Here is a 25,211-nt window from a genome sequence, read left to right as displayed (position 1 = left end):
CGAGGTCGGAAAGGCCGACGGCGGCCCTTTACTTTCCGTCTTCCGGCAACGGCGTATCCGGGAATACTGCTTCCAAGGTCAGCGCCAGATGGCGGGCGAGTGCCTGGCACGCTGCCTCGATATCGGTACCAAGGGCCAGATCGCTCAAGAGCCGATGCTCTTCGATGACCCTTTGCGGATTCATACCGCCTTCCGCCATCAGGCGGCGATAGCGATATGCCTGATCATAGAGATCACCCTGCAAGGACATCAGCCGCGGTACGCCGCACCCTGCAAGGAGGGCTCGATGGAAGTTGCGGTGGGCAGCATCATACTTCTCGAGGTTTTCCGAGATCGGTCCTTGGAGCTGTCCCACTGCCTTCACCAGGCGATGGGTAGCGCCCACCAGGCCTTCTTCCCATTCTTCTTCGCGATTTTCCATCGAGAGCCGCAGCGCGCCGCACTCGACGATGACGCGAGTCTTGGTAATATCCACGAGATCGCCCATGCTGATTGTGGAGACCCGAAAACCCTTGTTACCCTCCACCGTCACCAGCCCATGCGCAACAAGTCGGGAAAGTGCTTCGCGCAAGGGCGTCAAGCCGATACCCAGGCGCTTTTCCAAGGATGGAAGGACGAGGCGTTCTTCGGGTTGCAGCCGGCCGCTGATGATTTCGGACTGAAGAAGAGCTTCTGCCCTGTCGGTCAGAGTCTGAGCGCGTCCCGGCGATCCCGTCCGGTCCGATTTCATGGCTGCTGCCCTGTTCGTCATTTCCATTGCCCTAGTCCTTCCAGATTAGGCTTCCAGTATCGATACTTGCCGATATCAGGCCCTGCTTGCGCATGACCTCTACCCACCAATCCAGCTGTTCTTTCGTGAGGCGGGCGTCCGGTGTCGGCAGAGCGATGGTATTCAGCATTTCCGGGGGCATCTTGACGTAGACGCCAATCGCCTTACGCGTGCTGCTGGGGTCGGAGGCCGCTACTTTCATTGCTTCCGTGATCGCGTCACGAAATGCCGCGACAGTCTTAGGGTTCTCCTTTGCCCAATCAGCAGTGGTCGCAAAAAACTGGGCGAGTTCGCCGTCCGGAACGCCATCGAGCAGGTTGGCGATGGGCTTGCCAATCCCTGCCGCTTCAATTCGTGACAGGAAAGGGTCGACCGTCACGACAGCTGCGACGGTGTCGGCCTTCAAGACGTCGGACTGCACGGGGAAGGGCGTCTCGGTATAGTTTATCGAGGACACGTCCACCCCGGCGTCGATCAGAAGCCGTCGCGCCATGATGTCGAGTACCGCCGAAACGCCTGGGATACCCAACGTCTTTCCGGATAAGTCCTTGAGATTGGTGATGCCGGAATTCTTGCCCGCGACGATGCCGACGCGTGCTCCGGTTTGCGAGGTCACGGTCATCCCGGAGACACCCGTCAGCCCCAATCCGTTCTGACTAGCTTGTAAGAAAACGGTCGGTGAAATCGTTCCAATCTGGACGCTGTCGGACATCAGTGCAGCCGGCAAGGTCGAATTCACGGCGATTGGCACCAGGGTGACGTCGAGACCGTGCTTGGCAAAAATTCCCTGCTCTTTGGCAACATAGATCGGTGCCGCTTCGCCATTCATGGTGAAGCCGATCGAAAGCTTGGTGTCGGCATGCGCAAGGCTTGCGCTGCAAAGCGCTGCGATCAGGCCGATTGCCGATTTGCGAAGTAGAGACATTATTTCCTCCCTTGGCGGCTCCCGTACCGCACGAGCGGCATCAATAAACGAGTGCTGGACAAAAAACAACATACGATTTACAAAATCATATACGATTTCGTAAATTTGGATTCCCGAGGGGATGGAAATGAAGCTGGTTACCTTCGTTGTTGGCAACGGCGTCACGCATATTGGCGCAGTTGTTGAGGATCGAATTATTGACCTTTCCGCGGCAAGACCCGACGCCGATTGGTCAAGCTCCATGCTCGCGTTGATCGAGAGCGGCAACGAGGGTCTCGATGCGGCGCGCGAAACTGTAGCCTCCTCCGCGGACAGCCGGCACAGGCTTTTGTTGGAGGATGTGAAGCTGCTCGCGCCGCTGCCCGTCCCGGCTCAGATCCGGGACTTTTCGGTCTTTCCCGGTCATATTCGCCGGGCGCCATCCGGCATGGCCCGAATTGCTGCACGTCGAAGGGGCGATCTGGCCGCCCTTGAAACCATTCGCCCGCTGGAGGCCGTCCCTGAAATCTACCGGCAGCAGCCAATCTATTACTTCACCAACCGTTTCAGCGTTGTCGGACCGGGCGCGGACATACCGTGGCCGCGCTATAGCAAGATCATGGACTTCGAGCTGGAGTTTGCCGCCGTCATCGGACGGAAGGGACGGGATATCGCGAAGGAGGACGCTGCGAAGCACATCTTCGGTTACCTGATCTACAATGACTTTTCGGCGCGCGACACACAGAATGTCGAAATGCAGGGCATGCTCGGACCGGCCAAAGGAAAGAGCTTCGATCATGGCAACGCGATGGGGCCCTGGCTGGTGACGGCGGATGAGGTGCCGGACCCGCAAAACCTCGCCATGTCTGTCAGCGTGAACGGCGAGGTGTGGGCCAAGGGGAACTCGCGCGACATGCTGCACGGCTTCGCCGACATGATCGCCTATGTATCGAAGGATGAGACCCTCTATTCGGGAGAAATATTCGGCTCCGGCACGATGGGCAACGGATGCGGGCTGGAAATGGATCGATATCTCGCCGACGGCGATATCGTGACGCTCAAGGTCGAGGGCCTGGGCGAGCTTAGCAACCGCGTCGTAACACCGGCACTTTGACACCATGGGAGAGGGAGAAAGTCTATGACACTGCAATTTATCGATATCTCGGTCGCGATCGACAACGAAACGCCCGCCGATCCGCCGCCGATGCGCCCGGCGATCCAGTATAAAGGTCACATGGAGGGCGCGGCCGAGATTGCATCCATGTTTCCCGGGCTTGATCCCGCCGATCTGCCGGATGGAGAGGGGTGGGCCGTCGAGGATGTCAAGCTTACAACGCATAACGGAACCCATCTCGACGCGCCGTGGCATTTTCATTCCACTATGGATGGGGGCAAGCGCGCAGCAACGATAGACGAGATACCGCTCGACTGGTGCTATGCCGCCGGCGTCAAGCTGGATTTTCGATACCTGCCTGACGGGCACGTCGTCTCCGCCGCCGAAGTGGAAGATGAGCTTCGACGCATCGAACACAACTGCGCCCAAAGGATATCGTGCTTGTGAACACGGCGGCGGGAGATGCCTACGGTGGGCCAGATTATCTTAGTCGGGGCTGCGGCATGGGGCGCGATGCAACGCTCTACCTGCTTGAACGAGGCGTGCGGGTCGCGGGCACGGATGCCTGGAGCTGGGACGCGCCATTTCCCGCCACTCGCAGGCGTTTCGAAGAGACAAGGGATGCGAGCATCATCTGGGAAGGACACAAGGCCGGGCGGGAGATCGGCTATTGCCATCTTGAGAAGCTGACGAACCTGGCGGCTCTACCTTCGAAGGGGTTCATCGTTTCCTGCTTCCCCGTGAAGATCAAAGCAGCCTCGGCTGGCTGGACCAGGGCCGTGGCCATTCTGGGAGGTTGACGTTATCGCAGTTGCTGCCAGCGGATACGGAGGGCTGCCTACATCCCCTCACCGCGCCACGTCGGCCTCGCGAATTCCAAAGCCTTCACGTGACAAAAATGCGACCGTGGCCGATCGTAATATGATCTCGGGGGTCATTGCGCACAGGACCATTCGACGTGCGCTCGAGGCGAAATCTAAGAATGTCCGGTCGCGGCTTCACAACGGGGGACAAGATGATCGCGCGACCAATCGCGGTTGCCCTGGCAATTGCGTTTTCCCTTTCGCCTTCGCATGCGCAACCGCAGCATCGTTTGCCGAGCGGCTATAAATGGGGCTGCTGCCTGCTCGTCGTTCACGGTCAGACCCGCATATCCGGAAGATGCTCCTACCAAATCGAGAACGGTGGCGATTTCAATATCCAGGGGCCTCGTCAGGTTTTTGCGGGCATCGACTATCCCGACACGCATAGCGGGGCCGGTGAGATGTCGAAGGATTACTGGGCCGTCGTGTACAAGGACGGTGATCTTTGGGCCGGCTACGGCAACGCGGATATTCGCGACACGCACGGCAACGCAGGCGATTGGGGAGAGCTTCGCCGCGAAGGCGCGTGCTATGTCGGGAAGGACGTCCGGGTGTGCCTTTGGCGTTGAGCAATTCCAGGAAAAGTGTGAGCGGTTGGGCTCGGCGGCTGATTGGCGATCCTTCGCGAGGATGGCCTCCGAAGCCTTGGCGAAGGAGGCCTCTCATTCATTTCAGGCCACGCATTCGCGCGGCGCCCTTCGCAGGACTGACATCCTGAGCCCGAAGCAGGATGCGGCATACGAAGCCGGCGTTCGGGCAGGTGGGCCCCTGCCGGCCGCAAACGCCGGTGATCCGGCAGTCCGTCTTTGTGCCCTCTACGAGCGCGCTCATGCTGCCAGCCTCTGCATGGCTTTGGTCATCTGAGCCGAGACACGGCGGTCGTAGTCGTCGGCAAGCGCCCGCAGGGCCGCGGCCCCGTCGCCGGAAAATGACGGACCGTGCATGAGCGCCAGAGTGCGTGGCGCGAGCTTGGCAAGCTCGCGGATCGTCGTGCCCATGCCGGGATTGAGTGCCGAGTATTTGAACAGATCCTCGGCGGCGATCGCCGGGCCGACAACATCGCCGTCGGTCAGCGCGCGGTCGTTGCCGAGTTGGGTGAACAGATCGCCGCAGAGCAGCGTGCCGGTCGATTCCTCGTACATGACGCCGGCGTCCCAGCCATGCGGCGTGTGCGGTGTATCGATGAAGCGCACGCGCTTGCCGCCGCCGATGTCGATCACCTCGCCATCCTTCAGCACCCGCGGCGCACGATCCGCGAAATCGTTGAGCGACACGTAGACGCCTGTCTGTCCGTGCGCGGCCGTTGCTTGCGGCGCAACGGAGAGCCATTCGTTCATGGCGCCGCATTCGTCGGATTCGAAATGGCCAAATCCAATCCAGCGAAGACGCTCCGGCGGGATGATGCGGGCAAGCGCGTCGCGGTTGAGCGCGAACATCTTCCGCGGACCGGTGTGGAACATGAGCGGCTCATCGCCAATGACCAGGAACTGGTTGAAGGTGAAGCCGACGGGCGGAGCAATATCCGGTACATAGGTCGATAGGCGGTAAATGCCCTCGGCGATTTCATCGATTTTCGTTTCCATGGAATCTCCTCCAAAACAATGGTTGCGTTCCCTCTCCCGGTTACCCAGGGCTGGACTTCGACCAAAATCGAAGTACATATGTGTGTAGCGAAATATTAGAACCCTGTCAACAATGGGTGCACATGCGTGTGCATTTAAATAAATGACCCGCAAATACACCCTTAAACGCCGTGCCGAGCAGCAGGCGGAAACCCGGCGGCGCATCGTCGAAGCTGCGATCGACCTGCACGGTAGCGTTGGTCCCGCAGCAACGACCTTCAGCTTGGTCGCCGAGCGTGCCGGCGTTCAGCGACACACGCTCTACGCCCACTTCCCCGACGAGCGCAGCCTGCTGCAGGCCTGCTCGAGCACGCACATCGAGACGCATCCGCTGCCGAGCCCGGAGCCGTGGCGAGTTGTGGCCGACCCAGGCGAACGGATGCGGATCGCGCTGCTGGCGATCTACGAATGGTACGGGCGCAATGAAAGCGTGGTGGCCAGCGTGTTGCGCGACGCCGAACATCACCCGCCAACCCGGGAGGCTGTCGAGACGAGCATCGGCCCGTATTTCGCGACCTGCCAGGGAGTGCTCGGCGAAGGCCTTGGCGGCAGCCAGCGAGCGATGCTGCGTGTGGCGCTGAGCTTCTTCACCTGGCGCACGCTGGTGCGCGAAGCTGGCCTCCAGCCCGTTGAAGCCGCAAATGCCATGGTTCAGGCCGTCCAAGGCGTGGGTTGAGACTCCGGCGGCAGTAGGCTGAGATATACGTCTTGTCAGCTTTCTGACGGGTGCGCCGCGATCGCACTCAAGAACGCTTCGCCGAACTCCTTGAGCTTTGCTGCGCCCACGCCGTTCACCTCGGCGAAGTCGTCGAGGTCGCGCGGACGGCGCTCGGCCATGTCGATCAGCGTGCGGTCGGAGAACACCACATAGGCCGGCACCTGCCGTTCCTTGGCGAGCCGCAGCCGCAGCGTCTTGAGCGTCGCCAGAAGCGATGCATCGACGTCCTCACCATCCGTGGCGAAGCCTCGCGCGGCACGCTTCCTGCCGCGCGCGAGACGGTCCCGGCCCTCGACACGATATTCGAACGCAACCTCGCCGCGCCCGAGCGCGCGGCCGCTTTCGGAGATGGCGAGGCCGCCATGGCCGTCGGGATCCGGCACCAGGAAGCCGCCGGCGACAAGTTGCCGGATGAGCGACAGCCAGACCGGCTTCCGGTGCATGATGCCGGTCTTGAAGCTGGCAAGCTGCTGATGGCCTCTGGCCAGCACCTTTTCGGTCTCATGGCCGAGCAGAATATCGATGACATGGGCGGCGCCGAAGCGCTCGCCGCTCTGCGCGACCGCCGCGAGGATGATCCGAGCCTCCGTGCCGCCATCGGCGCGCGGCGCCTGGTCGAGGCAGTTGTCGCAATTGCCGCAGGCTTGCGCCTCCTCGCCGAAATAGCCGAGCAGCACCTGGCGGCGGCACTGCGCCGTCTCGCAATAGCCGATCAGCGTGTCGAGCCGGCGATGCGCCCGTCTTTTGTGCTCGGGCGAGGTGTCCTCGTCGTCGATGAACATCCGGCGCGTGCGGATATCGCCGGCGCCGTAGAGCATATGCGCTTCCGCCGCCCGGCCGTCGCGACCGGCGCGGCCGATCTCCTGGTAATAGGCCTCCAGACTGCCGGGCAGGTCGGTGTGGAAGACATAGGCGACGTCGGGCTTGTCGATGCCCATGCCGAAGGCGATGGTCGCCACTATGACGACGCCCGACAGGCTCATGAAGGTGTTTTGGTTCGCCTCCCGCGCGTCCTTGCTCATGCCGGCATGGTAGGCGAGCGCGCGCACGCCGTTCTTCTCCAGGAAGGCCGCCATCTCCTCCGTCTTGCGGCGCGACAAGCAATAGATGATGCCGCTCTTGCCCGGGTGACGCTCGATGAAACGCAGCAGCTGGCGCTTGCTGTCCTGCTTGGGCTCTATCGCCAGCTTGATGTTGGGTCGGTCGAAGCCGAGCACCAGGGTTTCAGCGCGCCCCGCAAACAGCCGCGCTTCGATGTCGGCGCGCGTGGCCTCGTCCGCCGTCGCCGTCAACGCGATGATGGGCACTTGCGGAAACACGCCGCGCAACTGCGACAGGTCCTCATATTCGCGCCGGAAGGCCGGGCCCCATTGCGAGATGCAATGCGCCTCGTCGATGGCGATCAGGCCGACATTGAGCCGGGACAGGGCTTCGAGCATCCGCTCCGTCATCAGCCGCTCCGGCGCCAGATAGAGCAGCCGCGTCTGCCCGGACGCCACGCGCCGCCAGGCAGCGACATTGGCATCGCGGTCGAACGAGGAGTTGATCGTGTCGGCGGCCACGCCGGCAAGGCGCAAGGCGGCGACCTGGTCCTGCATGAGCGCCACCAGCGGCGACACCACGATGGTGAGCCCGCCTTTGACCAGCGCCGGAACCTGATAGCAGAGCGACTTGCCAGCGCCCGTCGGCATCACCGCCAGCACATGCCGTCCGGAGAGCAGCGCCTCGATCACGGCCGCCTGTCCGGGGCGAAAATCGTCGAAGCCGAACACATCCTTCAGGACGCGCCGCTTGTGATCCTCGGCCCGGATGCTCGCTGCCTGTGCCGGCATCAGGCAGACACCGGACAGGAGGTCGTTTTCGGGTTTATGTGAAGACCAGCCAAATGATTCACCGCGTGAAGCCCTGGAGTAGCGCAGCGCTCATCCGGCCACAACCGCGCTTCGCGGGAAACCTGCCGCCTCGCGCCGATGCCGTCATCGAAAAGCCATCGCTGGCCCATCGGTCGGAGAGTTCCGCCGACGCATTCTCCGATGCTATGATTTCGAGCCGTCCGCGATGCAAAAGGACCTTCGGATGATCGATCCCGCCACGCTCATCACTTATGTCGCCGTCGTGTTCGGCTTCGTCTTCATTCCGGGACCGGCGACACTGCTCACGGTCGCGCGGGCGACGAGCTCGGGCACCAAGGTCGGCATCGCCACCGGCGCCGGTGTCGCCGCGGGCGACGTGATCCACACCATCATGGCCATCGTCGGCATCTCGGCCATCATCGCCGCTTCGGCGATGCTGTTCAGCATCGTCAAATATATCGGCGCGGCCTACCTCGTTTATCTCGGCATCCGTGCCATTCTCGAAAAGACGCCGGCCGACCTGGCGGGCAGGATGCTGCCCATTTCCGCGAGCCGGGCCTTTCGGCAGGCGATCCTGACCGAAGTGCTCAACCCGAAGACGGCTTTGTTCTTCCTGGCGTTCCTGCCGCAATTCGTGCACCCGCAAGCCGGTTTCGTGGTGCTGCAACTGATGCTGCTGGGCATCATCTTTGTCCTGCTCGGGCTCTTCAGCACCGTCGTCTTCGCCGTCAGCGCGGGCGGCTTGGGTTCCTTCCTGCGCCGCAATCCGGCGGTGCTGAAATGGCAGGGCAAGGTGGTTGGCGGCATCTATTGCGCGCTCGGCATACGCCTGGCGCTGCAGCAGCGCTGAGATGCTTCATCCGGCGGCGCCGGTCCAGGCAGGCATGTCATAGCCGAATTCGCGACAAAAAGCCTGCATGGGTCCAAGAACGGCCGGTGACAGTTGGCCCTGAAGATAGGCGCGATAGTCCTCGTTGCGCTCCCACTTGCGCAGTGAGCGCGAATGGATAGGGCGCTCCCCGTCGCTGCTCACCGGCACTTTTGGGCGAAGTCCGAACCGGTTTGCGATCCGCTGTTGCACGGCGTCCGGATCGGCGATCGTGTCTTGGTAGCGCAGGTAAAGAATGTCACGCGCCGGCTGCGCCTTTCGCAAGCGCAGTAGGGCATCGTATTCCTCGATCCAGCGGTCGGCCGTGGTATGAAATCGACGCTTTTTCATGGTCTGCGGATGCACGCTGGTAAGCACATCCAAAGGATGTCGAACGCAATAGACGAGGCCGATATCGGCAGGCAGTTTCGCAAGATGGGCAAAGGCCCGGGAATCGCGCTTGACGACCAGATTGTTTTCCTGGCGATCCAGCAGGTAGAATTTCGTGTGCCGCGCCTCCGATGGCCAGACGAAAGTATCCTCGAAGCTTTTCATGACGCGTTGCGTCAGCGTCGTTCCGCTGCGCGCGCACCCGGCTATGAATATCTTGTTGGTCCGCGCGGTCGGCGCATTCGGCCTCGACCGCCAGCGAATTTTGACGGCCGTCACAAGGCGATCGAACTCCCTGCTTGACCGGGCCATCAGAAAACCGACGGCTGTCTCGAATTTCGGCATACCCACCCCCATTGCACCGAACCACATGCCCGCATTCTGCTTTCGGCTGGTTGGCCGAACGGCCTTGTTTTTCAAGCCGGAAGCCACCCTGGTCATGTCGGACCTGACATCACCAACCCGGCCGGCGTCGGCAGGATGACGAGATCAGGCTTTCCTTATACAAGAAACCAAGCCTATTCTTGCAGAATTCAGCCGGGGGCTTGCTGATATTTCTGCAGGAATTCTTCCGCAGCCGTCCCGCTTCTCCGGCATCACACCAATGGAATCCTTCGTCGCCATGGATTTATCCGCGCCCGTGCTGATCTTCTATGCCCGCAACGACGCGCTTGGCGACGGCCTGCTGCGGATTCCGGCCCTGCGAGCGGCAAAGACCGTCTATCCGCAAAGTCATATCGTCTACGGTGCCATGCGCGGCTCGTCGCTCTCGCATGTGTTGCGCAAGCATGTCGCGCATCTCGTCGACGACTTCAGGACGAAGGCGCCGCTTTCCGCCATCTCGCCGAATTCGCGCCGCGCGGCCGCAAAGCCGTCGTTGTCGATCTGCGCACCGGCGTGCCGGGCCTCATCCTCACGGCTCTGCAACTTGCAGGCCGTGGCATCCGCTACGAAGCGAACTTTGCCGGCCATCTCCTGTCGCTGCGCTGGGGCACGCGATTGACGCTGCGGCCCGAACACAATGCCTGGCGCTACCATCGGCTGGTCGAGCGCCTGGCGGGGCGGCACCTGCCTTTCGATCACAGGCTCGATGTTCCGGACGCCGCGCGGGCCTTGGCGCGCCAGCTGCGCGGCGGTGCGGCCGTTCGCTCGTCCTGCTTGGCTGCAATGCCCAGGCCAGGAAGTGCATGAGCGAAAATCAGGTGGTGGCCGTTGCCGGCAATCTCATCGATGCCGGCTGCCGGGTGCTGTATCTGGCGACCCCCGGCGGCGGACCGACGCCGCAGGCGCTCCTCGCGAGGGAGGCCGCCTCCAGGTGGCCGGCCCGGAACTGGCGCCGGACATCGCTAGCTTCGACGATCTCCTGCTCGCGCTGGGTGAGATGGCGGTGGCCTATATCGGCATGGAGGGCGGACTGGCGCATCTCATGGCCAGCGTCATGACGCCGGCTGTGATCGTCAACAACGGCGCCAATATGGAACGCTGGCGACCCCTTTCGAATGCGGTCGAAGTCGTCACGGCGCCGAGGCGAGGCCGTTCTGCCTATGTCGCCGACGCGCCGGTCGAGGTCATACTCGATGCCGCGCATCGTCTGCTCGCGGCGGGCCGCCGCGATCACGCGGCTGTTGGAGCGGCTCCGGAAAAAGTCTAGCCCAGGAAATCGGCCCGGTAAGGTGCGAAGCTGTCGACCAGCCGACCGGTCTCCAGCGCCTTGACGCCATGCAAGAGGTTGGATGGCACGATGAAGCTGCTTCCCGTTTCGAGGATCTCCGACCGGCCGTCGATGGTGACCTCGAAGCGGCCCTCGGCGACATAGCTCGCCTGGACATGCGGATGCGAGTGCAGCGCCCCGACGCCGCCCTTGTCGAAGGCGAACTCGACCATCATCAACTCATCGGTGTGCACCAGCACGCGCCGCCTGTTGCCGTCCGGCGTCGGCTCCCAGGCTTTTGCGCCCGCGTGGGAAAAGATATCGGTCATCGCTCAGCTTCCGTTCGGCTTGTAAAGCAATTCCAGGAAAGGCGCGGCGCGGTTCGGCGGGAGACGGTCACCGCGCCAGCCAGCCGCCATCAACCGGCACCACCGCGCCATGCATATAGTCCGACGCCCGCGCCAGCAGGAACACGGCCGCGTCGCCGATATCCTCCGGCCTGCCCCAGCGCCCTGCCGGGATGCGCCCGAGGATGGCGACACTGCGGTCCGGGTCGGCGCGCAGCGCCTCGGTGTTGTTGGTCTCGACATAGCCCGGCGCGATGCCGTTGACGTTGATGCCTTTGGCCGCCCATTCGCAGGCGAGCAGCCTTGTGAGGCCGAGCACGCCATGCTTCGAGGCCGCATAGGAGGCGACGCGGATGCCGCCCTGGAAACTCAGCACCGAGGCGATGTTGACGATCTTGCCGCGCCGTCCGGGCTCCGCCAGCACGCGCCTGGCAAAGCTCTGGCAGAGCCGGAAGACCGTCTTCAAATTGACGTCCATCACCTCGTCCCAATCGGCTTCGCTCAGGTCGACCGCATCGGCGCGCCGGATGATGCCGGCATTGTTGACGAGGCCGTCGAGCGGGCCGCTCTCGCTCCAGACCCGGTCGAGCATGGCGGCCGCCTCGGCTGGATCGCCAAGATCGGTCTTTACCGCTTCGAAGCTGCCGCCTGCGGCGGCGACTTTCCCGGCGGTGTCATCCATCGCCGAACGGCCGACGCCGACAACCAGGCCGCCGGCGCGCGCGATCGACGCGGCGATGCCCTGCCCGATGCCGGTGTTGGCGCCGGTGACCAGAATGCGCTTGCCCGTGAGGCTGAAGGCGGAAAGATCGCTCAAGTCATGCCTTTCGCTTGCTGCCGATCGAAGGATCGGTCGTTCCGGGGCGCGTCTTCACAGCCGATAGGCTTTCTCGGCTAGTGTATAGGCCAACTCGCCGGCTAGCTCATGCGCCTCGTCCTCGCGCAGTCGATGCTCGGCGACCAGCCGCGCCAGGAAGGCGCAGTCGACGCGGCGCGCGACGTCATGGCGCGCCGGGATCGACGGGAAGGCGCGCGTGTCGTCGTTGAAGCCGACGGTGTTGTAGAAACCGGCCGTCTCGGTGGTCATCTCGCGAAAACGGCGCATGCCTTCCGGGCTGTCGTGGAACCACCAGGCCGGGCCGAGCTTCAGCGCCGGATAGACGCCGGCGAGCGGCGCCAGCTCGCGCGCGTAGCTCGTCTCGTCCAGCGTGAACAGGATGATCGTGAGGTCGCGCTCCAGCCCGACGCATTCGAGCAGCGGCTTCAGCGCCGTCACATAATCGGCGCGGGTCGGGATATCGAAGCCCTTGTCGCGGCCGAATTTCTGGAAAACGAAAGGCGAATGATTGCGCCATGATCCAGGATGGATCTGCATCACCAGGCCGTCGTCACGACTCATCTTGGCCATTTCGGTCAGCATCTGGGCGCGGAACAGTTTTCGCTCGCGGCCGTCCTCCGAGCCGCGACGGATGCGGTTGAACAGCTCCTGCGCCGCCGCATCGGAGAGATTGGCGGTCTCGGCAGTCGGGTGGCCATGATCGGACGAGGCCGCGCCGAGCTCCTTGAAATAGGCGCGGCGCTTTCGATGCGCGTCGAGGTAGCCGGTCCATGTGCCGGTATTGCATCCGGTGATTTCGCCGAGGCGATCGAGATTGGCCGAGAACCCCTCGAAATCGGGATCGACGACAGCGTCCGGCCGATAAGCGGTGACGACGCGGCCGCTCCAGCCGCTGTCTCGGATCATACGGTGCCATTTGAGGTCGTCGAGCGCGCCTTCGGTGGTGGCGATCACCTCGATGTTGAAGCGCTCGAACAGCGCGCGCGGCCGATAGTCGTCGCGCTGCAGCAGCGTGGCGATCATATCGTAGCAGCGGTCGGCACTGACTGCGGTGAGCGGCTCCTCGATGCCGAACAGATGCTCGAACACATGGTCGAGCCAGAGCCGTGTCGGGGTGCCGCGGAAGAGAAAATAATGCTCGGCGAAGCGCCGCCAGATTATTCGGCCGTCGGTCTCGACCGGCAAACCGTCGAGCGTCGGCACGCCCAGCTCTTCCAGCCGCACGCCTTGGCTGAACAGCATGCGGAAAATGTAATGGTCCGGCACGATGAGCAGCTGCGCGGGGTCCGGAAATGGCTCGTTGAGCGCATACCAGCGCGGATCGGTATGACCATGCGGGCTGACGATGGGCAGGTCTTTAACCGACGTGTAAAGCGCGCGTGCGAGCGAAAGCAGGCGCGCTTCGGCGGCGAACAGCAGATCCGGATCGGTCAATGCGGCCACGTCGATCCCTCCTCCGGCGATCCACCGGTAGGGTCAGGGAGAAATGCTGTCAACACACGAAAGCTACGCCTCTTCTGCGCGCCGCGGCCATTGTCGGCGGCAGCGGCGGGTGCTACGCCGCCAGCCATATTTGCCGTCATTCCGGACGGCTTGGCCGCAAGCGATTGGAGACTTCACATCCGATGAAGAAGCGCCTGTCGAACATGACGATTGCGAATGTGCCGGCCGCCATCCCGCGCTATGACCGCCGCGCCGTCACGCCCGGCATCGTCCATCTTGGCGTCGGCGCCTTTCACCGTGCGCACCAGGCCGCCTATGTCGATGCCTGTCTGGCGGATGGCGAGAGCGATTGGGGCATCACCGGCGTCTCGCTGCGCAGCCCTGACACGCGCGATGCGCTGGCGCCGCAGGACGGACTCTACACGCTGGCAATCCGCGACAGCGCCGGCGAACAGCTGCAGGTGATCGGCTCGATCCAGTCCTTGCTCGTCGCTCCGGAGGACCCCGGCGCTGTGCTCGCCGCGCTGACCGACCCGCGCATCCGCATCGTCACGCTCACCATAACCGAGAAGGCCTATCTCAGGGCAGCCGACGGCACGCTCGACAGCGCGCACCCCGATATTGTCCATGACCTCGCCAACCCGGGATCGCCGAAGACGGCGCATGCATTTCTCGCCGAGTCGCTCGCGCGCAGGCGTGCCGCCGGCGCGCCTCCCTTCACCGTCCTCTGCTGCGACAACCTGCCGGCCAACGGCGCCACATTGCACCGGCTGATGGTCGAGTTCGCCGAGTTGCGAGACAGCCGCGAAGGCGGTGCCCGCCTCGCGCGTCACATCGCCGACGAAGTGGCGTTTCCATCTTCTATGGTCGACCGCATCGTGCCGGCGACGACGGATACCGATCGCGCCCGCATCGCCGGCGAACTCGGCATCGATGATGCGTGGCCAGTGATGACGGAACCGTTCCAGCAATGGGTGATCGAGGACCGCTTTCCGGCCGGCCGGCCGGCTTGGGAGAAGTTCGGCGTCGCCATGGTCGAGGACGTCGGCCCCTTCGAGGATATGAAGCTGAGGCTGCTCAACGGCGCGCATTCGGGCATCGCCTATCTCGGCCTGCTCAGCGGCCACGCCACCGTCGACCGCGCCTTTGCCGATCCGGCGATCCGGCAGTTCGTTGACTGGCTCTGGGCCGAGGCCATTCCAACGCTGCCGCAGGACGCCGGGCTCGACCCGATCCCCTACACGGCCGAGCTTGCCGCACGCTTTTCCAACACGGCACTCGCCCACCGCACCGCACAGATCGCCAATGACGGCAGCCAGAAGCTGCCGCAGCGCATCGTCGCCTCCGCCCTCGCCCGGCTGGAGGCTGGCTTGCTGCCGGAACATCTGTCGCTGGTTGTCGCCGCCTGGATCGCCGCCTGCGCCGCTCGCGGAGCTACTTTGCCTGAAGGCCATTTCACCGATCCGCTCGATACCGCCCTCGGCGACCTGTTCGGCCGCAATCTGCCGACGACGACAATGGCCGAGGCTGTGTTCGACCTCGCCGGCTTTGCCAAAGGCCACGCGGAACGACAAAGGTTGATCGAGTTTGTCGCCACCCACCTCGTCCATTTCAAGCAGGGCGGTCCGAAACTGGCTTTTGCCGCGCTCGGCATCGGCAGCGAGAGTGGAACAACCAGATAGCGTTTGTGCCCGGCATTGGCTCGACGGTGAGCTGGGCGGCTTCACGCTTGTTGGCCGACCCGTTCACCACCTGCCGCGCGGCATAGTCGACCCCTTTCGCATTCGGGACTGTTTCGCAAGCGAAAGGCTGCAACAAAAAAGGCGGGTTCAAGCCACCTTTCTCAATCGCTTATCAGCAGCTGAAATCAGGCTGGCAGCAGCGCGCCTTCCAGCGTGGTGAGCTGGCTGAGGAACTGCTCCGCCTTGCTGCGGCTCTCGTCGTCCTTGGCGTCGGCCGCGTCTTCCTTGGCCTCCTGGATGCGGCGGGCGAGGTCGGCGCGATCGATGTCGTTCACATGCGTCGCCGATTCGGCAAGAAGCGTGCAGCCGGAAGGCAGGATGTCGGCGAAACCGCCAAACACGACGAAGCGTTCTTCCTTGCCGCCCGCGGTCTTTATCGTGACGACGCCGGGCTTGATCGTGGTCATGACCGGCGCATGCTGCGCCATCACCGTCATCTCGCCCTCGGCACCGGGTATCACGACGGACTCGACCTGCTCGGAAACGAGCAGCCGCTCCGGCGAGACCAGTTCGAACTTGAAAGCTTCAGCCATTGTGCTTCACCTTGCCGGCGATACTTTTGTCAGTCTGCAATCCCGTCCCGCAGAAGGGACAGAACATGACCGCTTGATCAAAATACCCAAGACCGTCTTCCGTTTCGACAGTCCCGACCGTCATCATCAATGTCCCGTCGTCGGTTTCGAAGAACGACGGCGAGGGAAGCTCTGTCATCACCTCTCGCAAGGTGGAGCAACAGAACTTCCTGTCCATGGATTACGCCGCTTCAGCCGCGAGGCGCTGCGCCTTCTCGACCGCTTCGTCGATGCCGCCGACCATGTAGAAGGCGGCTTCCGGCAGGTGGTCGTAGTCGCCGGCGCAAAGGCCCTTGAAGCCCTTGATGGTGTCGGCGAGGTCGACCAGCTTGCCCGGCGAGCCGGTGAACACTTCGGCGACGAAGAAGGGCTGCGACAGGAAGCGCTCGATCTTGCGGGCGCGGGCAACCGTCTGCTTGTCCTCTTCCGAAAGCTCGTCCATGCCCAGGATGGCGATGATGTCCTGCAGCGACTTGTAGCGCTGCAGGATCGACTGCACCTGGCGGGCGACCTGGTAGTGCTCCTCGCCGACGACCATCGGGTCGAGCATGCGCGAGGTGGAATCCAGCGGATCGACGGCCGGATAGATGCCCTTTTCCGAGATCGCGCGGTTCAGCACGGTCGTGGCGTCGAGGTGGGCGAAGGACGTCGCCGGCGCCGGGTCGGTCAAGTCGTCGGCCGGCACGTAGATGGCCTGCACCGAGGTGATCGAGCCCTTGGTCGTGGTCGTGATGCGCTCCTGCAGCGCGCCCATGTCGGTCGCCAGCGTCGGCTGGTAACCCACGGCGGAAGGAATGCGGCCGAGCAGCGCCGACACTTCCGAGCCCGCCTGCGTGAAGCGGAAGATGTTGTCGACGAAGAACAGCACGTCCTGGCCCTGGTCGCGGAAATATTCGGCGACGGTGAGGCCGGTCAGGCCGACGCGGGCGCGCGCGCCCGGCGGCTCGTTCATCTGGCCGTAGACGAGTGCTGCCTTCGAGCCTTGGCCGCCGCCCTTCTTGTTGACGCCCGATTCGATGAACTCGTGATAGAGGTCGTTGCCTTCGCGGGTGCGCTCGCCGACGCCGGCGAACACCGAGAAGCCGCCATGCGCCTTGGCGACATTGTTGATCAGCTCCTGGATCAGCACCGTCTTGCCGACGCCGGCGCCGCCGAACAGGCCGATCTTGCCGCCGCGGGCATAAGGCGCGAGCAGGTCGAGAACCTTGATGCCGGTGACCAGGATCTGCGCTTCCGTCGACTGGTCGACATAGGCCGGAGCGGGCTGGTGGATGGCGCGCATTTCGACGCCGTCGACCGGGCCTTCCTCGTCGACCGGCTCGCCGATGACGTTGATGATGCGGCCGAGCATGCCAGGACCCACCGGAACCGAGATCGGCGCGCCGGTGTCATAGACGTCCTGGCCGCGAACGAGACCTTCGGTCGAGTCCATGGCGATGCAGCGCACGGTATTCTCGCCGAGATGCTGGGCGACCTCGAGCACGAGGCGATTGCCGACATTGTCGGTCTCCAGTGCGTTCAGAATGGCCGGCAGGTGATCCTCGAACTGCACGTCGACGACGGCGCCGATGACCTGGCGGACCTTCCCGGCGGCGCCGACCCGCTTCGTCGATACGCTTGCCGCCTTGGCCGGAGCGGCCGCCTTCTTCGCCGGAGCGGCGGCCTTCGCGGCGGCTGCCGGAGCCTTTGCCGCCTTGGGGGCCGGTGCCGCCTTGGCGGCGGTCTTCGGGGTAGCTGCTTTCGCCATCGTCTTTGCCCTTTTCGTCTATCCGTTGGTCACGCCGCCCGCCGGGTATCCCGCGCGGGGCGTGATTAGAGCGCCTCGGCGCCCGAAATGATCTCGATCAGTTCCTTGGTGATCTGCGCCTGCCGCTGGCGGTTGTAGGTGATCGACAGCTTGTTGATCATGTCGCCGGCATTGCGCGTCGCATTGTCCATCGCGCTCATCTTGGCGCCCATCTCGCCGGCCGCGTTTTCAAGCAGCGCGCGGAATATCTGCACAGCGATGTTGCGCGGAATGAGGTCGGAGAGGATCTCGCCCGGCTCCGGCTCGTATTCGTAGACGGCATTGCCGCCACTGGTCGCCTCGGGAGCGGTAGACCCGGCGGCCACCGCCGGGATGATCTGCTGCGCCGTCGGGATCTGGCTGATCACCGACTTGAACTGCGAATAGAACAGCGTGCAGATGTCGAAGCCGCCCTCGTTGAAGAGGTGGATGACCTTGCGCGCGATCGCATCGGCATTGACGAAGCCCAGCGTCTTCACTTCACGCAGGTCGACGCGCTCGAGGATCATCGAAGCATAGTCGCGGCGCAGGATGTCATAGCCCTTCTTGCCGACGCAGATGATCTTCACCTGCTTGCCGTCGGCCAGCAGCCGGCGGATGTGGTCGCGGGCGAGACGCGCGATCTGCGAGTTGAAGCCGCCGCACAGGCCGCGCTCGGCGGTGCAGACGATAAGCAGATGCACGTCGTCCCGGCCGGTGCCCGTCATCAGCGCCGGGGCATCGCCGCCACCGCCGATCGCCTGGGTGATGTTGGCAAGAACCGCGCCCATGCGCTCGGAATAGGGTCTGGCTGCTTCCGCCGCTTCCTGCGCGCGACGCAGCTTCGCCGCGGCGACCATCTGCATCGCCTTGGTGATCTTCTGCGTCGCCTTGACCGAGGCGATACGGTTACGAAGGTCTTTTAACGAAGCCATGCTTCAAACCTGATCCCGTCCAGCTTCGTTCAAGCGAAGGTCTTGGCGAAGGCGTCGATCTCGGCCTTGAGCTTGGCGCGCAAATCGTCCGACAGCGCCTTCTCCTTGCGGATAGCATCGAGCACGTCCTTGCCGGCCGAGCGCATATGGCTGAGCAGCCCATGCTCGAACTTGCCGACCTGGCCGAGCGGCAGCTTGTCGAGATAGCCGTTGACGCCGGCGAAGATCACCGCGACCTGTTCTTCGACCTTGAGCGGCGAGAACTGCGGCTGCTTGAGCAGCTCGGTCAGGCGCGAACCGCGATTGAGCAGACGCTGCGTTGCCGCGTCGAGGTCGGAGCCGAACTGCGCGAAGGCAGCCATTTCGCGATACTGCGCGAGCTCGCCCTTGATGGAGCCGGCGACCTGCTTCATCGCCTTGATCTGCGCCGAGGAGCCGACGCGCGACACCGACAGGCCGACGTTCACCGCCGGACGGATGCCCTGGAAGAACAGGTTGGTTTCGAGGAAGATCTGGCCGTCGGTGATCGAGATCACGTTGGTCGGGATGTAGGCCGACACGTCGTTGGCCTGCGTCTCGATGATCGGCAGTGCGGTCAGCGACCCGTTGCCGTTGTCGTCATTGAGCTTGGCGGCGCGCTCGAGCAGGCGCGAGTGCAGGTAGAAGACGTCGCCCGGATAGGCTTCGCGGCCCGGCGGGCGGCGCAGCAAGAGCGACATCTGGCGGTAGGCGACGGCCTGCTTCGACAGATCGTCATAGCTGATCAGCGCATGCATGCCGTTGTCGCGGAAATATTCGCCCATGGTGCAGGCGGTGAACGGCGCCAGGAACTGCATCGGCGCCGGATCGGACGCAGTGGCGGCGACGATGATCGAATAGTCGAGCGCGCCGCGCTCTTCCAGCACCTTGACGAACTGCGCGACGGTCGAGCGCTTCTGGCCGACGGCGACGTAGACGCAGTAGAGCTTTTCCTTTTCGGGGCCGTTGTCGTGCACCGACTTCTGGTTCAGCATCGTGTCGAGGATGATGGCGGTCTTGCCGGTCTGGCGGTCGCCGATGACCAGCTCGCGCTGGCCGCGGCCGACCGGGATCAGCGCGTCGATGGCCTTGAGGCCGGTCGACATCGGCTCATGCACCGACTTACGCGGGATGATGCCGGGCGCCTTGACGTCGACACGCTTGCGTTCGGTTGCCTTGATCGGGCCCTTGCCGTCGATCGGATTGCCCAGCGCGTCGACGACGCGGCCGAGCAGGCCCATGCCGACAGGCGCGTCGACGATGGCGCCGGTGCGCTTGACGGTGTCGCCTTCCTTGATGTCGCGGTCGTTGCCGAAGATGACGACGCCGACATTGTCGGCTTCGAGGTTCAGCGCCATGCCGCGGATGCCGCCGGGGAATTCGACCATCTCGCCGGCCTGGACATTGTCGAGGCCGTAGACGCGGGCGATGCCGTCACCGACGGACAGAACCTGACCGACTTCGGAGACCTCGGCCTCCTTGCCGAAATTCTTGATCTGGTCTTTCAGAATTGCGGAAATTTCCGCGGCGCGGATGTCCATCAGCCGACCTCTTTCAGTGCAAGCTTGAGCGAATTGAGTTTGGTTTTGAGCGACGTATCGATCTGGCGCGAGCCCATCTTGACGACCAGGCCGCCGAGCAGCGACGGATCGACGGTCATGGCGATGGCCACATCCTTGCCGGCGATGCTCTTCAGCGTCGCCTTGAGTTCAGCCTGCTGCGCATCCGTCAGCGCATGCGCCGAGGTGACTTCGGCGGATGCCTCGCCGCGATGGTCGGCGGCGATCTGGCGGAACGCCTTGATCATGCCGGGCACCGCGAACAGGCGGCGGTTCTTGGCGACGACGCGCAGGAAATTGCCGACCAGGCCGGTGATGTTGGCGTTGTCGGCGATGGCCGCGATGGCCTTTGCCTGGTCCTCGCTGGAAAACACCGGGCTGTTGATCAGCCGCGCGAGATCGTCGCTGCCGTTGAGCATCGCCTCGAAGCTGGCGAGGTCGGCCTCGACCTGGGCGACCGAATTTTCCTGCAGCGCGAGCTCGAACAGCGAGCCGGCATAGCGCTCTGCGACAGCTGAGATTGGCGATGACGATTGGGCCACGGACCGTCTTTTCTCTTGTCTGACAGGCCGCAGATTGTTGGCGCGAGCGAAAACTCTGGCTAAATCTTTGACCTTACTGCGATTTTTCCAAGCACGGAGGCGCGGCTTCCGCTATCCCCGGTCGAAAGTCGATTGCCGTCTAGCACAGGCTTTTTAAGACCGCAATGGATCGTCCGGCATGGTTTTCAGGCACTTTTGTCGCATCACCCGGATAAGGCCAAGCTCAAGCGCCGGATTAGTCGCGGATTCACGGCACCAAGCCGAAAGCAAAGGCCAGCGGCAGCGCCGCCAGCGCCAATTCAACCACGATTGAAATCCAGTTGAAAGGGGTGTTGGCGCCGTCCGACATCATCGACAAAAGTCGGCCGAAGGCGGTGAACAGCCAGGAGAAGCCCAGCGCCATGTAGAGCAGCGGCTGCGCCAGGAGAATGCAGCACAGGCTGACGCCGAGGTAGAAGCCCGACATGCGGCCGCGTCCCTCGGCGATCGCCGCCGCTTTCTCCGGCCTCGGCTGCAGGCGCAGCACGCGAAACGCAAGCCCCGGCGCCAGGAACAGGAACAGGCCGAGGGCCAGGGTCACGACAGCGCTCGACCAGGCAAGCCATTCGCCCTGGCTCGCCGGCCACGGAAACGCGAACTCCATAAAATCCCCCTCTTATTTCTTGTTCTGAAACGCCGGCATTCTAGCGAGGGAACGAAAGCGCGCCAGAGGACGGCGGGCACATTAGAGGTGGCGCAATCAGGCGAGCGCGAAATCGACCGCGGCCGCGGCATGGATGCGCGTGGTGTCGAAAACCGGAACGTCGAAATCGCCCTGGCCGATCAGCATGGTGATCTCGGTGCAGCCCATGATGACGCCATCCACCTGGTCGGTGCGCCGCATCCGGCCGATCTCGTCGAGATAGGCGGATTTCGATTCGGATTTGACGATGCCCTGGCAGAGCTCGTCATAGATCACCTTGTGCACCATGTCGCGGGCGGCCTGATCCGGCACCACGGGCTCCAGGCCGTATTTGTCGGCGAGACGGCCCTTGTAGAAATCCTGCTCCATGGTGAAGCGCGTTGCCAGCAGCGCCGGCCGCTTCACGCCGGCATCGACGACAGCCTGCGCGGTGGCGTCCGCGATATGGATGAGCGGGATCGATATGGCCGCCTGCACCGCGTCGGCGAGCTTGTGCATGGTGTTGGTGCAGATCACCAGGCCCTCGGCGCCGCCCGCCTCCAGCTTGCGCGCGGCTTCCACAAGAAGAGTGCCGGCACCTTCCCAATCGCTTGCATGCTGGCGTTCGGCGATCTCGGTGAAATCGAACGACCACAACAGCAGCTTAGCCGAATGCAGCCCGCCCAGACGCTCGCGCATGATCTCGTTGAGCAGGCGGTAATAGATGGCGGTCGATTCCCAACTCATGCCGCCGAGAAGGCCAAGGGTTTTCATAAGCGACCACTCCGTTGGGGCTGTCTCTCCCGCTTATAGGAAGCTCTGCGGGTCGATGTCGACTTGCACCCTGACCGAGCCGCGCAGCTTCGGCCCTTCGGCCAGCATGGCCCGAATAAAACCCTGCATGTCGGCGCGGCGTTCGCCTTGCACCAGCAGACGAAAGCGATGGCGGCCGCCGATCAGCGACAGCGGCGCCTCGGCCGGTCCGAGCACGAAGAGGTCGGAAGCCTGCGGCGCCGCGCGCCGCAAGCCCCGCGCATGGCTTTCGGCCTCGCCCCTTGTCGCGGCGCTGACGATGATGCCGGCTAGCCGGCCGAACGGAGGCAGCGCCGCCCGTTCGCGCTCGGCGATCTCGCGCTCGTAGAAAGCTTCCGAATCGCCCGAGACGATGGCGCGCATCACCGGATGATCCGGCTGGTAGGTCTGCAAGAGGCCGAGGCTCTTCTTGCCGGTGCGGCCGGCGCGGCCCGTCACCTGGCTGAGCAGCTGGAAAGTGCGCTCGGCGGCGCGCGGATCGCCATTGGCCAATCCCAAATCCGCATCGACCACGCCGACCAGCGTCATGCCGGGAAAATTATGGCCCTTGGCGACCAGCTGCGTGCCGATGACGATATCGGCCTCGCCATTGGCGACGGCTTCCAGCTCGAGCCGCAGCCTGCGCACGCCGCCCAGAAGGTCGGACGACAGCACGATGGTGCGGGCATCGGGAAAATGCCCCACCACCTCCTCGGCAATGCGCTCGACGCCTGGGCCGCAGGCCACCAGATGGTCGAGCGTGCCGCATTCCGGGCAGGCGTCCGGCCGCCGCTCATTGTGGCCGCAATGATGGCAGACGAGCTGGCCGCGAAAGCGATGCTCGACCAGCCAGGCCGAGCAGACCGGGCAGCCGAATCGATGGCCGCAGACGCGGCAGAGCGTCAGCGGCGCATAGCCACGCCGGTTGAGGAAAAGCAGCGACTGCTCTTGTCTCTCCAGAGTGCGCTGCATCTGCTCCAGGAGGACAGGCGACAGGAAGCCGCCCCGCGCCGGCGGCGCGCGTCGCATATCGATCGACTTCAGGTCGGGGAGCGCCGCCTCGGCAAAACGGGCCGACAGCACCGCGCGATGGTAGCGGCCCTGGCTGGCGTTGACCCGGCTTTCAACCGAGGGCGTCGCCGAGGCGAGCACGACCGGGAAGCCGCCGATATGGCCGCGCACCACCGCCATGTCGCGCGCATTGTAGAAGACGCGGTCTTCCTGCTTGTAGGCGGGATCGTGCTCCTCGTCGACGACGATCAGGCCGAGTTCCTTGAACGGCAGGAACAGCGCCGAGCGCGCGCCGGCGACGACGCGTACGCCGCCCTCGGCCACCTGACGCCAGACGCGCTCACGCATCCGGGGCGGCAGGTCGGAATGCCACTCCGCCGGCTTGGCGCCGAACCGGTCCTGGAAACGTTCCAGGAAGGCATGCGTCAGCGCGATTTCCGGCAACAGGATGAGCACCTGCCTGCCATTGTCGAGCGCCGCCGCTATCGCCTCGAAATAGACTTCCGTCTTGCCGGAGCCGGTGACGCCGTCGAGCAACGTGACGTTGAAGGCATCGGCGGCGACAGCGGCGCGCAGCTTCTCCGCCGCCGCTTTCTGGTCAGGCATCAATTCCGGCACGGCATGAGAGGGGTCGGGCGCCGCCACCACCGGCCGCGGCGGGATCATCACCGTCTCGAACACGCCCTGTGCCCGCAAGCCGTCGATCACGGTCGAGGAGACGCCCGCCGCATGCGCCAGACCCGAGCGCGTCCAGGCAAGGCCGCCCTCCGCGGTTTCGAGCACGCGCCGCCGCGCGTCGGTCAGCCGGTCGGGTTCGGCAAGCGTGCGCTGCAACCCTTCGATCCATGGCTCCGGGTCGAACGCCTCGGGAGCTCGGAGTAGCATCCGCGCGACCATACCAGGCGCCGACAGCGTGTATTGCGCGATCCAGTCGACGAAGCGGCGCATCGCCTTATCGATCGGCGGGCAGTCGAACACCTCCTCGATCGGCCGCAATTTCTTCGCATCGACGGTTTCGACCGCGCCGTCCCAGACGATGCCCGCGACTTGCCGCGGCCCGAGCGGCACGCGCACGATCGAGCCCGGCACCACGCGCATGCCGGGCGGCACGCCATAGGTGTAGGGCCGTTCGGCCGGCATCGGCACCAGCACGGGCGCGGCTGCGACAAAGGGCGAATCTTCGATCATCGGGCGTGACCTTGCCCCGACTTTGCTCTAGATCAAAGGGGACCCTCGCATCTGCCTGGCCCGAGCCAGGCAATCCCCAAGGAGACAGCCATGAAGTTTTTTGTCGATACCGCTGACATCAAGGAAATTAAGGAGCTGCACGAGCTGGGGCTGCTGGACGGTGTCACCACCAACCCGTCGCTGATCCTGAAATCGGGCGGCAAGATTTCCGAAGTCACCAAGCAGATCTGCGACATCGTCGAAGGCCCGGTCTCGGCCGAGGTGGTGGCCACCGAATACAAGGACATGATGGCCGAGGCCGAGGTACTGGCCAAGATCGCGCCGAACGTGGCCATCAAGGTGCCGCTGACGCTGGACGGCCTGAAGGCCTGCAAGACCATCCGCACCGAAATGAACCGCATGGTCAACGTGACGCTGTGCTTCTCGGCCAACCAGGCGCTGCTCGCCGCCAAGGCCGGCGCGTCCTTCATCTCGCCCTTCGTCGGACGCATCGACGACACCGGCTCGGACGGCATGGAGCTGATCTCGGAAATCCGCACCATCTACGACAATTACGATTTCAAGACCGAGATCCTGACTGCTTCGGTGCGCACGGTGAACCACGTCAAGCAGGCCGCGCTGATCGGCGCCGACATCGTCACCGCGCCGCCGGCGACGCTGAAGGCGCTGGTCAATCATCCGCTGACCGACAAGGGCCTCGCCGCCTTCCTCGCCGACTGGGCCAAGACCGGCCAGAAGATCGGCTGAGACCGGAGCAGTTCCAGGAAAAGTGTGTAACGATTTTCCGTCTGGGAATTGCGCAAGGCAAAAAGCAACTGAGTAGCAAAGAAGGCCGGGCAACCGGCCTTTTTTCGTGGCAAAGTGCCTATGCCTTGCCAGGTCACCTGCCTCGGCGATTGGCCGGAACGCCCATCGCGATCGTCATCCACGGGCGGAGCAAGGAGCGAAGCGACGCGCGCAGACCCGAGGATCCTGTGTGTTGGTTCTGGTGTATGGTTGAAGTGGGAAGGAGGCCGAGTGGATCCTGGTCGTCCTTTCGGACAGGC

25 protein-coding genes and 1 pseudogene are annotated in these 25,211 nt (G+C 63.9%); 9 read left to right on the top strand and 17 right to left on the bottom strand.

Annotated elements, in window-relative coordinates; genetic code table 11:
- Positions 1-28: 28 nt before the first annotated feature.
- Both O7A05_RS22130 and O7A05_RS22125 read right to left on the bottom strand, forming a co-directional pair.
- Complete coding sequence (locus tag O7A05_RS22130) at positions 29-757, bottom strand: GntR family transcriptional regulator (RefSeq protein WP_337095082.1); 729 nt, start codon at positions 755-757, stop codon at positions 29-31.
- 4 nt (positions 758-761) lie between these two features.
- Entirely contained in the window at positions 762-1,694 is a 933-nt protein-coding gene (locus tag O7A05_RS22125) for an ABC transporter substrate-binding protein (protein WP_337095081.1), read from the bottom strand.
- 127 nt (positions 1,695-1,821) lie between these two features.
- Here O7A05_RS22125 and O7A05_RS22120 point away from each other — a divergent pair, with 127 nt between their 5' ends.
- The 3 genes and pseudogenes from O7A05_RS22120 (at position 1,822) to O7A05_RS22110 (ending at position 4,219) form a co-directional block, all read left to right on the top strand.
- Entirely contained in the window at positions 1,822-2,787 is a 966-nt protein-coding gene (locus tag O7A05_RS22120; protein ID WP_337095080.1) for a fumarylacetoacetate hydrolase family protein, read from the top strand.
- A gap of 24 nt (positions 2,788-2,811) precedes the next feature.
- Positions 2,812-3,587, top strand: a pseudogene (locus O7A05_RS22115) (cyclase family protein).
- A 182-nt stretch (positions 3,588-3,769) separates the two neighbouring features.
- On the top strand, positions 3,770-4,219 hold the full coding sequence (locus O7A05_RS22110) for a hypothetical protein (protein WP_337095079.1): 450 nt from the start codon (positions 3,770-3,772) through the stop codon (positions 4,217-4,219).
- A gap of 258 nt (positions 4,220-4,477) precedes the next feature.
- Here O7A05_RS22110 and O7A05_RS22105 read toward each other — a convergent pair whose 3' ends face one another.
- Positions 4,478-5,233, bottom strand: coding sequence for an oxygen-binding di-iron domain-containing protein (locus O7A05_RS22105; RefSeq protein ID WP_337095078.1), 756 nt, complete (start codon positions 5,231-5,233; stop codon positions 4,478-4,480).
- A 142-nt stretch (positions 5,234-5,375) separates the two neighbouring features.
- Here O7A05_RS22105 and O7A05_RS22100 point away from each other — a divergent pair, with 142 nt between their 5' ends.
- Positions 5,376-5,948, top strand: coding sequence for a TetR/AcrR family transcriptional regulator (locus O7A05_RS22100; RefSeq protein WP_337095077.1), 573 nt, complete (start codon positions 5,376-5,378; stop codon positions 5,946-5,948).
- Between the two features lie 35 nt (positions 5,949-5,983).
- Here O7A05_RS22100 and recQ read toward each other — a convergent pair whose 3' ends face one another.
- Positions 5,984-7,822 (bottom strand): DNA helicase RecQ, encoded by a 1,839-nt coding sequence (gene recQ / locus O7A05_RS22095; protein ID WP_337095076.1) that lies wholly within the window; start codon positions 7,820-7,822, stop codon positions 5,984-5,986.
- A gap of 244 nt (positions 7,823-8,066) precedes the next feature.
- Here recQ and O7A05_RS22090 point away from each other — a divergent pair, with 244 nt between their 5' ends.
- Entirely contained in the window at positions 8,067-8,693 is a 627-nt protein-coding gene (locus O7A05_RS22090; RefSeq protein ID WP_337095075.1) for a LysE family translocator, read from the top strand.
- 6 nt (positions 8,694-8,699) lie between these two features.
- Here O7A05_RS22090 and O7A05_RS22085 read toward each other — a convergent pair whose 3' ends face one another.
- Complete coding sequence (locus O7A05_RS22085; RefSeq protein ID WP_337095074.1) at positions 8,700-9,521, bottom strand: sulfotransferase family protein; 822 nt, start codon at positions 9,519-9,521, stop codon at positions 8,700-8,702.
- Between the two features lie 202 nt (positions 9,522-9,723).
- Between O7A05_RS22085 and O7A05_RS22080 the strand changes: the two genes are divergently transcribed.
- Positions 9,724-10,104 (top strand): hypothetical protein, encoded by a 381-nt coding sequence (locus tag O7A05_RS22080; RefSeq protein ID WP_337095073.1) that lies wholly within the window; start codon positions 9,724-9,726, stop codon positions 10,102-10,104.
- Between the two features lie 312 nt (positions 10,105-10,416).
- A complete protein-coding gene (locus O7A05_RS22075) occupies positions 10,417-10,752 on the top strand; it encodes a glycosyltransferase family 9 protein (protein WP_337095072.1) in 336 nt (111 codons plus the stop codon).
- Here the strand turns inward: O7A05_RS22075 and O7A05_RS22070 are convergent.
- The 3 genes from O7A05_RS22070 to uxaC all read right to left on the bottom strand — a co-directional run bounded on the left by O7A05_RS22070 (position 10,749) and on the right by uxaC (position 13,380).
- Positions 10,749-11,081 carry a cupin domain-containing protein gene (locus O7A05_RS22070; protein ID WP_337095071.1) on the bottom strand — a complete coding sequence of 111 codons (333 nt, stop codon included), beginning with the start codon at positions 11,079-11,081 and terminating at the stop codon, positions 10,749-10,751. The two genes, O7A05_RS22075 and O7A05_RS22070, sit on opposite strands and share 4 nt — an antisense overlap.
- A 67-nt stretch (positions 11,082-11,148) precedes the next feature.
- Complete coding sequence (gene kduD, locus O7A05_RS22065) at positions 11,149-11,916, bottom strand: 2-dehydro-3-deoxy-D-gluconate 5-dehydrogenase KduD (RefSeq protein WP_337095070.1); 768 nt, start codon at positions 11,914-11,916, stop codon at positions 11,149-11,151.
- A gap of 54 nt (positions 11,917-11,970) precedes the next feature.
- Positions 11,971-13,380 carry a glucuronate isomerase gene (gene uxaC, locus O7A05_RS22060; protein ID WP_337095069.1) on the bottom strand — a complete coding sequence of 470 codons (1,410 nt, stop codon included), beginning with the start codon at positions 13,378-13,380 and terminating at the stop codon, positions 11,971-11,973.
- A 182-nt stretch (positions 13,381-13,562) separates the two neighbouring features.
- Here uxaC and O7A05_RS22055 point away from each other — a divergent pair, with 182 nt between their 5' ends.
- The gene (locus O7A05_RS22055; protein ID WP_337095067.1) at positions 13,563-15,062 is read left to right on the top strand and encodes a mannitol dehydrogenase family protein; all 1,500 of its coding nucleotides are present in this window, start codon (positions 13,563-13,565) and stop codon (positions 15,060-15,062) included.
- A 185-nt stretch (positions 15,063-15,247) separates the two neighbouring features.
- On the opposite strand, the gene O7A05_RS22050 is transcribed toward O7A05_RS22055, so the two are convergent.
- The 9 genes from O7A05_RS22050 to O7A05_RS22010 all read right to left on the bottom strand — a co-directional run bounded on the left by O7A05_RS22050 (position 15,248) and on the right by O7A05_RS22010 (position 24,165).
- Positions 15,248-15,655 (bottom strand): F0F1 ATP synthase subunit epsilon, encoded by a 408-nt coding sequence (locus O7A05_RS22050; RefSeq protein WP_095769727.1) that lies wholly within the window; start codon positions 15,653-15,655, stop codon positions 15,248-15,250.
- Positions 15,648-15,872 (bottom strand): hypothetical protein, encoded by a 225-nt coding sequence (locus tag O7A05_RS22045; RefSeq protein ID WP_337095066.1) that lies wholly within the window; start codon positions 15,870-15,872, stop codon positions 15,648-15,650. Before O7A05_RS22045 ends, O7A05_RS22050 begins: the two co-directional genes overlap by 8 nt.
- A gap of 3 nt (positions 15,873-15,875) precedes the next feature.
- Positions 15,876-17,441, bottom strand: coding sequence for a F0F1 ATP synthase subunit beta (gene atpD, locus O7A05_RS22040; RefSeq protein ID WP_337095065.1), 1,566 nt, complete (start codon positions 17,439-17,441; stop codon positions 15,876-15,878).
- A gap of 65 nt (positions 17,442-17,506) precedes the next feature.
- Positions 17,507-18,394 carry a F0F1 ATP synthase subunit gamma gene (locus O7A05_RS22035; RefSeq protein ID WP_337095064.1) on the bottom strand — a complete coding sequence of 296 codons (888 nt, stop codon included), beginning with the start codon at positions 18,392-18,394 and terminating at the stop codon, positions 17,507-17,509.
- A gap of 29 nt (positions 18,395-18,423) precedes the next feature.
- Positions 18,424-19,953: a F0F1 ATP synthase subunit alpha gene (atpA, locus tag O7A05_RS22030; protein WP_337095063.1), complete on the bottom strand. Its 1,530-nt coding sequence runs from the start codon at positions 19,951-19,953 to the stop codon at positions 18,424-18,426.
- The gene (locus O7A05_RS22025; RefSeq protein WP_337095062.1) at positions 19,953-20,513 is read right to left on the bottom strand and encodes a F0F1 ATP synthase subunit delta; all 561 of its coding nucleotides are present in this window, start codon (positions 20,511-20,513) and stop codon (positions 19,953-19,955) included. The genes atpA and O7A05_RS22025 overlap by 1 nt, the downstream gene beginning before the upstream one ends.
- 247 nt (positions 20,514-20,760) lie before the next feature.
- Positions 20,761-21,156 carry an AGROH133_08824 family phage infection protein gene (locus tag O7A05_RS22020; RefSeq protein ID WP_337095061.1) on the bottom strand — a complete coding sequence of 132 codons (396 nt, stop codon included), beginning with the start codon at positions 21,154-21,156 and terminating at the stop codon, positions 20,761-20,763.
- Between the two features lie 96 nt (positions 21,157-21,252).
- The gene (locus O7A05_RS22015; protein ID WP_337095060.1) at positions 21,253-21,948 is read right to left on the bottom strand and encodes an aspartate/glutamate racemase family protein; all 696 of its coding nucleotides are present in this window, start codon (positions 21,946-21,948) and stop codon (positions 21,253-21,255) included.
- 33 nt (positions 21,949-21,981) lie between these two features.
- A complete protein-coding gene (locus tag O7A05_RS22010) occupies positions 21,982-24,165 on the bottom strand; it encodes a primosomal protein N' (protein ID WP_337095058.1) in 2,184 nt (727 codons plus the stop codon).
- A 90-nt stretch (positions 24,166-24,255) separates the two neighbouring features.
- Between O7A05_RS22010 and fsa the strand changes: the two genes are divergently transcribed.
- A complete protein-coding gene (gene fsa, locus O7A05_RS22005; RefSeq protein WP_041004472.1) occupies positions 24,256-24,912 on the top strand; it encodes a fructose-6-phosphate aldolase in 657 nt (218 codons plus the stop codon).
- The last annotated feature ends 299 nt before the right edge of the window (positions 24,913-25,211 follow it).

This window comes from Mesorhizobium argentiipisi (SeqCode) (genome assembly GCF_037179585.1).
GTDB lineage: Bacteria > Pseudomonadota > Alphaproteobacteria > Rhizobiales > Rhizobiaceae > Mesorhizobium > Mesorhizobium argentiipisi.
This window is presented reverse-complemented; position numbering and strand designations above follow the sequence as displayed.

Excerpts from the sequence above, each read along its gene's own strand:
- O7A05_RS22120 (WP_337095080.1), top strand. The coding sequence starts at position 1,822 with ATGAAGCTGGTTACCTTCGTTGTTGGCAACGGCGTCACGCATATTGGC.
- fsa (WP_041004472.1), top strand. The coding sequence starts at position 24,256 with ATGAAGTTTTTTGTCGATACCGCTGACATCAAGGAAATTAAGGAGCTG.
- O7A05_RS22125 (WP_337095081.1), bottom strand. The coding sequence starts at position 1,694 with ATGTCTCTACTTCGCAAATCGGCAATCGGCCTGATCGCAGCGCTTTGC.
- O7A05_RS22050 (WP_095769727.1), bottom strand. The coding sequence starts at position 15,655 with ATGGCTGAAGCTTTCAAGTTCGAACTGGTCTCGCCGGAGCGGCTGCTC.
- O7A05_RS22090 (WP_337095075.1), top strand. The coding sequence starts at position 8,067 with ATGATCGATCCCGCCACGCTCATCACTTATGTCGCCGTCGTGTTCGGC.
- O7A05_RS22105 (WP_337095078.1), bottom strand. The coding sequence starts at position 5,233 with ATGGAAACGAAAATCGATGAAATCGCCGAGGGCATTTACCGCCTATCG.
- atpA (WP_337095063.1), bottom strand. The coding sequence starts at position 19,953 with ATGGACATCCGCGCCGCGGAAATTTCCGCAATTCTGAAAGACCAGATC.
- O7A05_RS22110 (WP_337095079.1), top strand. The coding sequence starts at position 3,770 with ATGTCCGGTCGCGGCTTCACAACGGGGGACAAGATGATCGCGCGACCA.
- O7A05_RS22055 (WP_337095067.1), top strand. The coding sequence starts at position 13,563 with ATGAAGAAGCGCCTGTCGAACATGACGATTGCGAATGTGCCGGCCGCC.
- O7A05_RS22080 (WP_337095073.1), top strand. The coding sequence starts at position 9,724 with ATGGATTTATCCGCGCCCGTGCTGATCTTCTATGCCCGCAACGACGCG.
- O7A05_RS22130 (WP_337095082.1), bottom strand. The coding sequence starts at position 757 with ATGGAAATGACGAACAGGGCAGCAGCCATGAAATCGGACCGGACGGGA.
- O7A05_RS22045 (WP_337095066.1), bottom strand. The coding sequence starts at position 15,872 with ATGGACAGGAAGTTCTGTTGCTCCACCTTGCGAGAGGTGATGACAGAG.
- O7A05_RS22020 (WP_337095061.1), bottom strand. The coding sequence starts at position 21,156 with ATGGAGTTCGCGTTTCCGTGGCCGGCGAGCCAGGGCGAATGGCTTGCC.
- atpD (WP_337095065.1), bottom strand. The coding sequence starts at position 17,441 with ATGGCGAAAGCAGCTACCCCGAAGACCGCCGCCAAGGCGGCACCGGCC.
- O7A05_RS22015 (WP_337095060.1), bottom strand. The coding sequence starts at position 21,948 with ATGAAAACCCTTGGCCTTCTCGGCGGCATGAGTTGGGAATCGACCGCC.
- O7A05_RS22100 (WP_337095077.1), top strand. The coding sequence starts at position 5,376 with ATGACCCGCAAATACACCCTTAAACGCCGTGCCGAGCAGCAGGCGGAA.
- O7A05_RS22070 (WP_337095071.1), bottom strand. The coding sequence starts at position 11,081 with ATGACCGATATCTTTTCCCACGCGGGCGCAAAAGCCTGGGAGCCGACG.
- O7A05_RS22035 (WP_337095064.1), bottom strand. The coding sequence starts at position 18,394 with ATGGCTTCGTTAAAAGACCTTCGTAACCGTATCGCCTCGGTCAAGGCG.
- recQ (WP_337095076.1), bottom strand. The coding sequence starts at position 7,822 with ATGCCGGCACAGGCAGCGAGCATCCGGGCCGAGGATCACAAGCGGCGC.
- O7A05_RS22010 (WP_337095058.1), bottom strand. The coding sequence starts at position 24,165 with ATGATCGAAGATTCGCCCTTTGTCGCAGCCGCGCCCGTGCTGGTGCCG.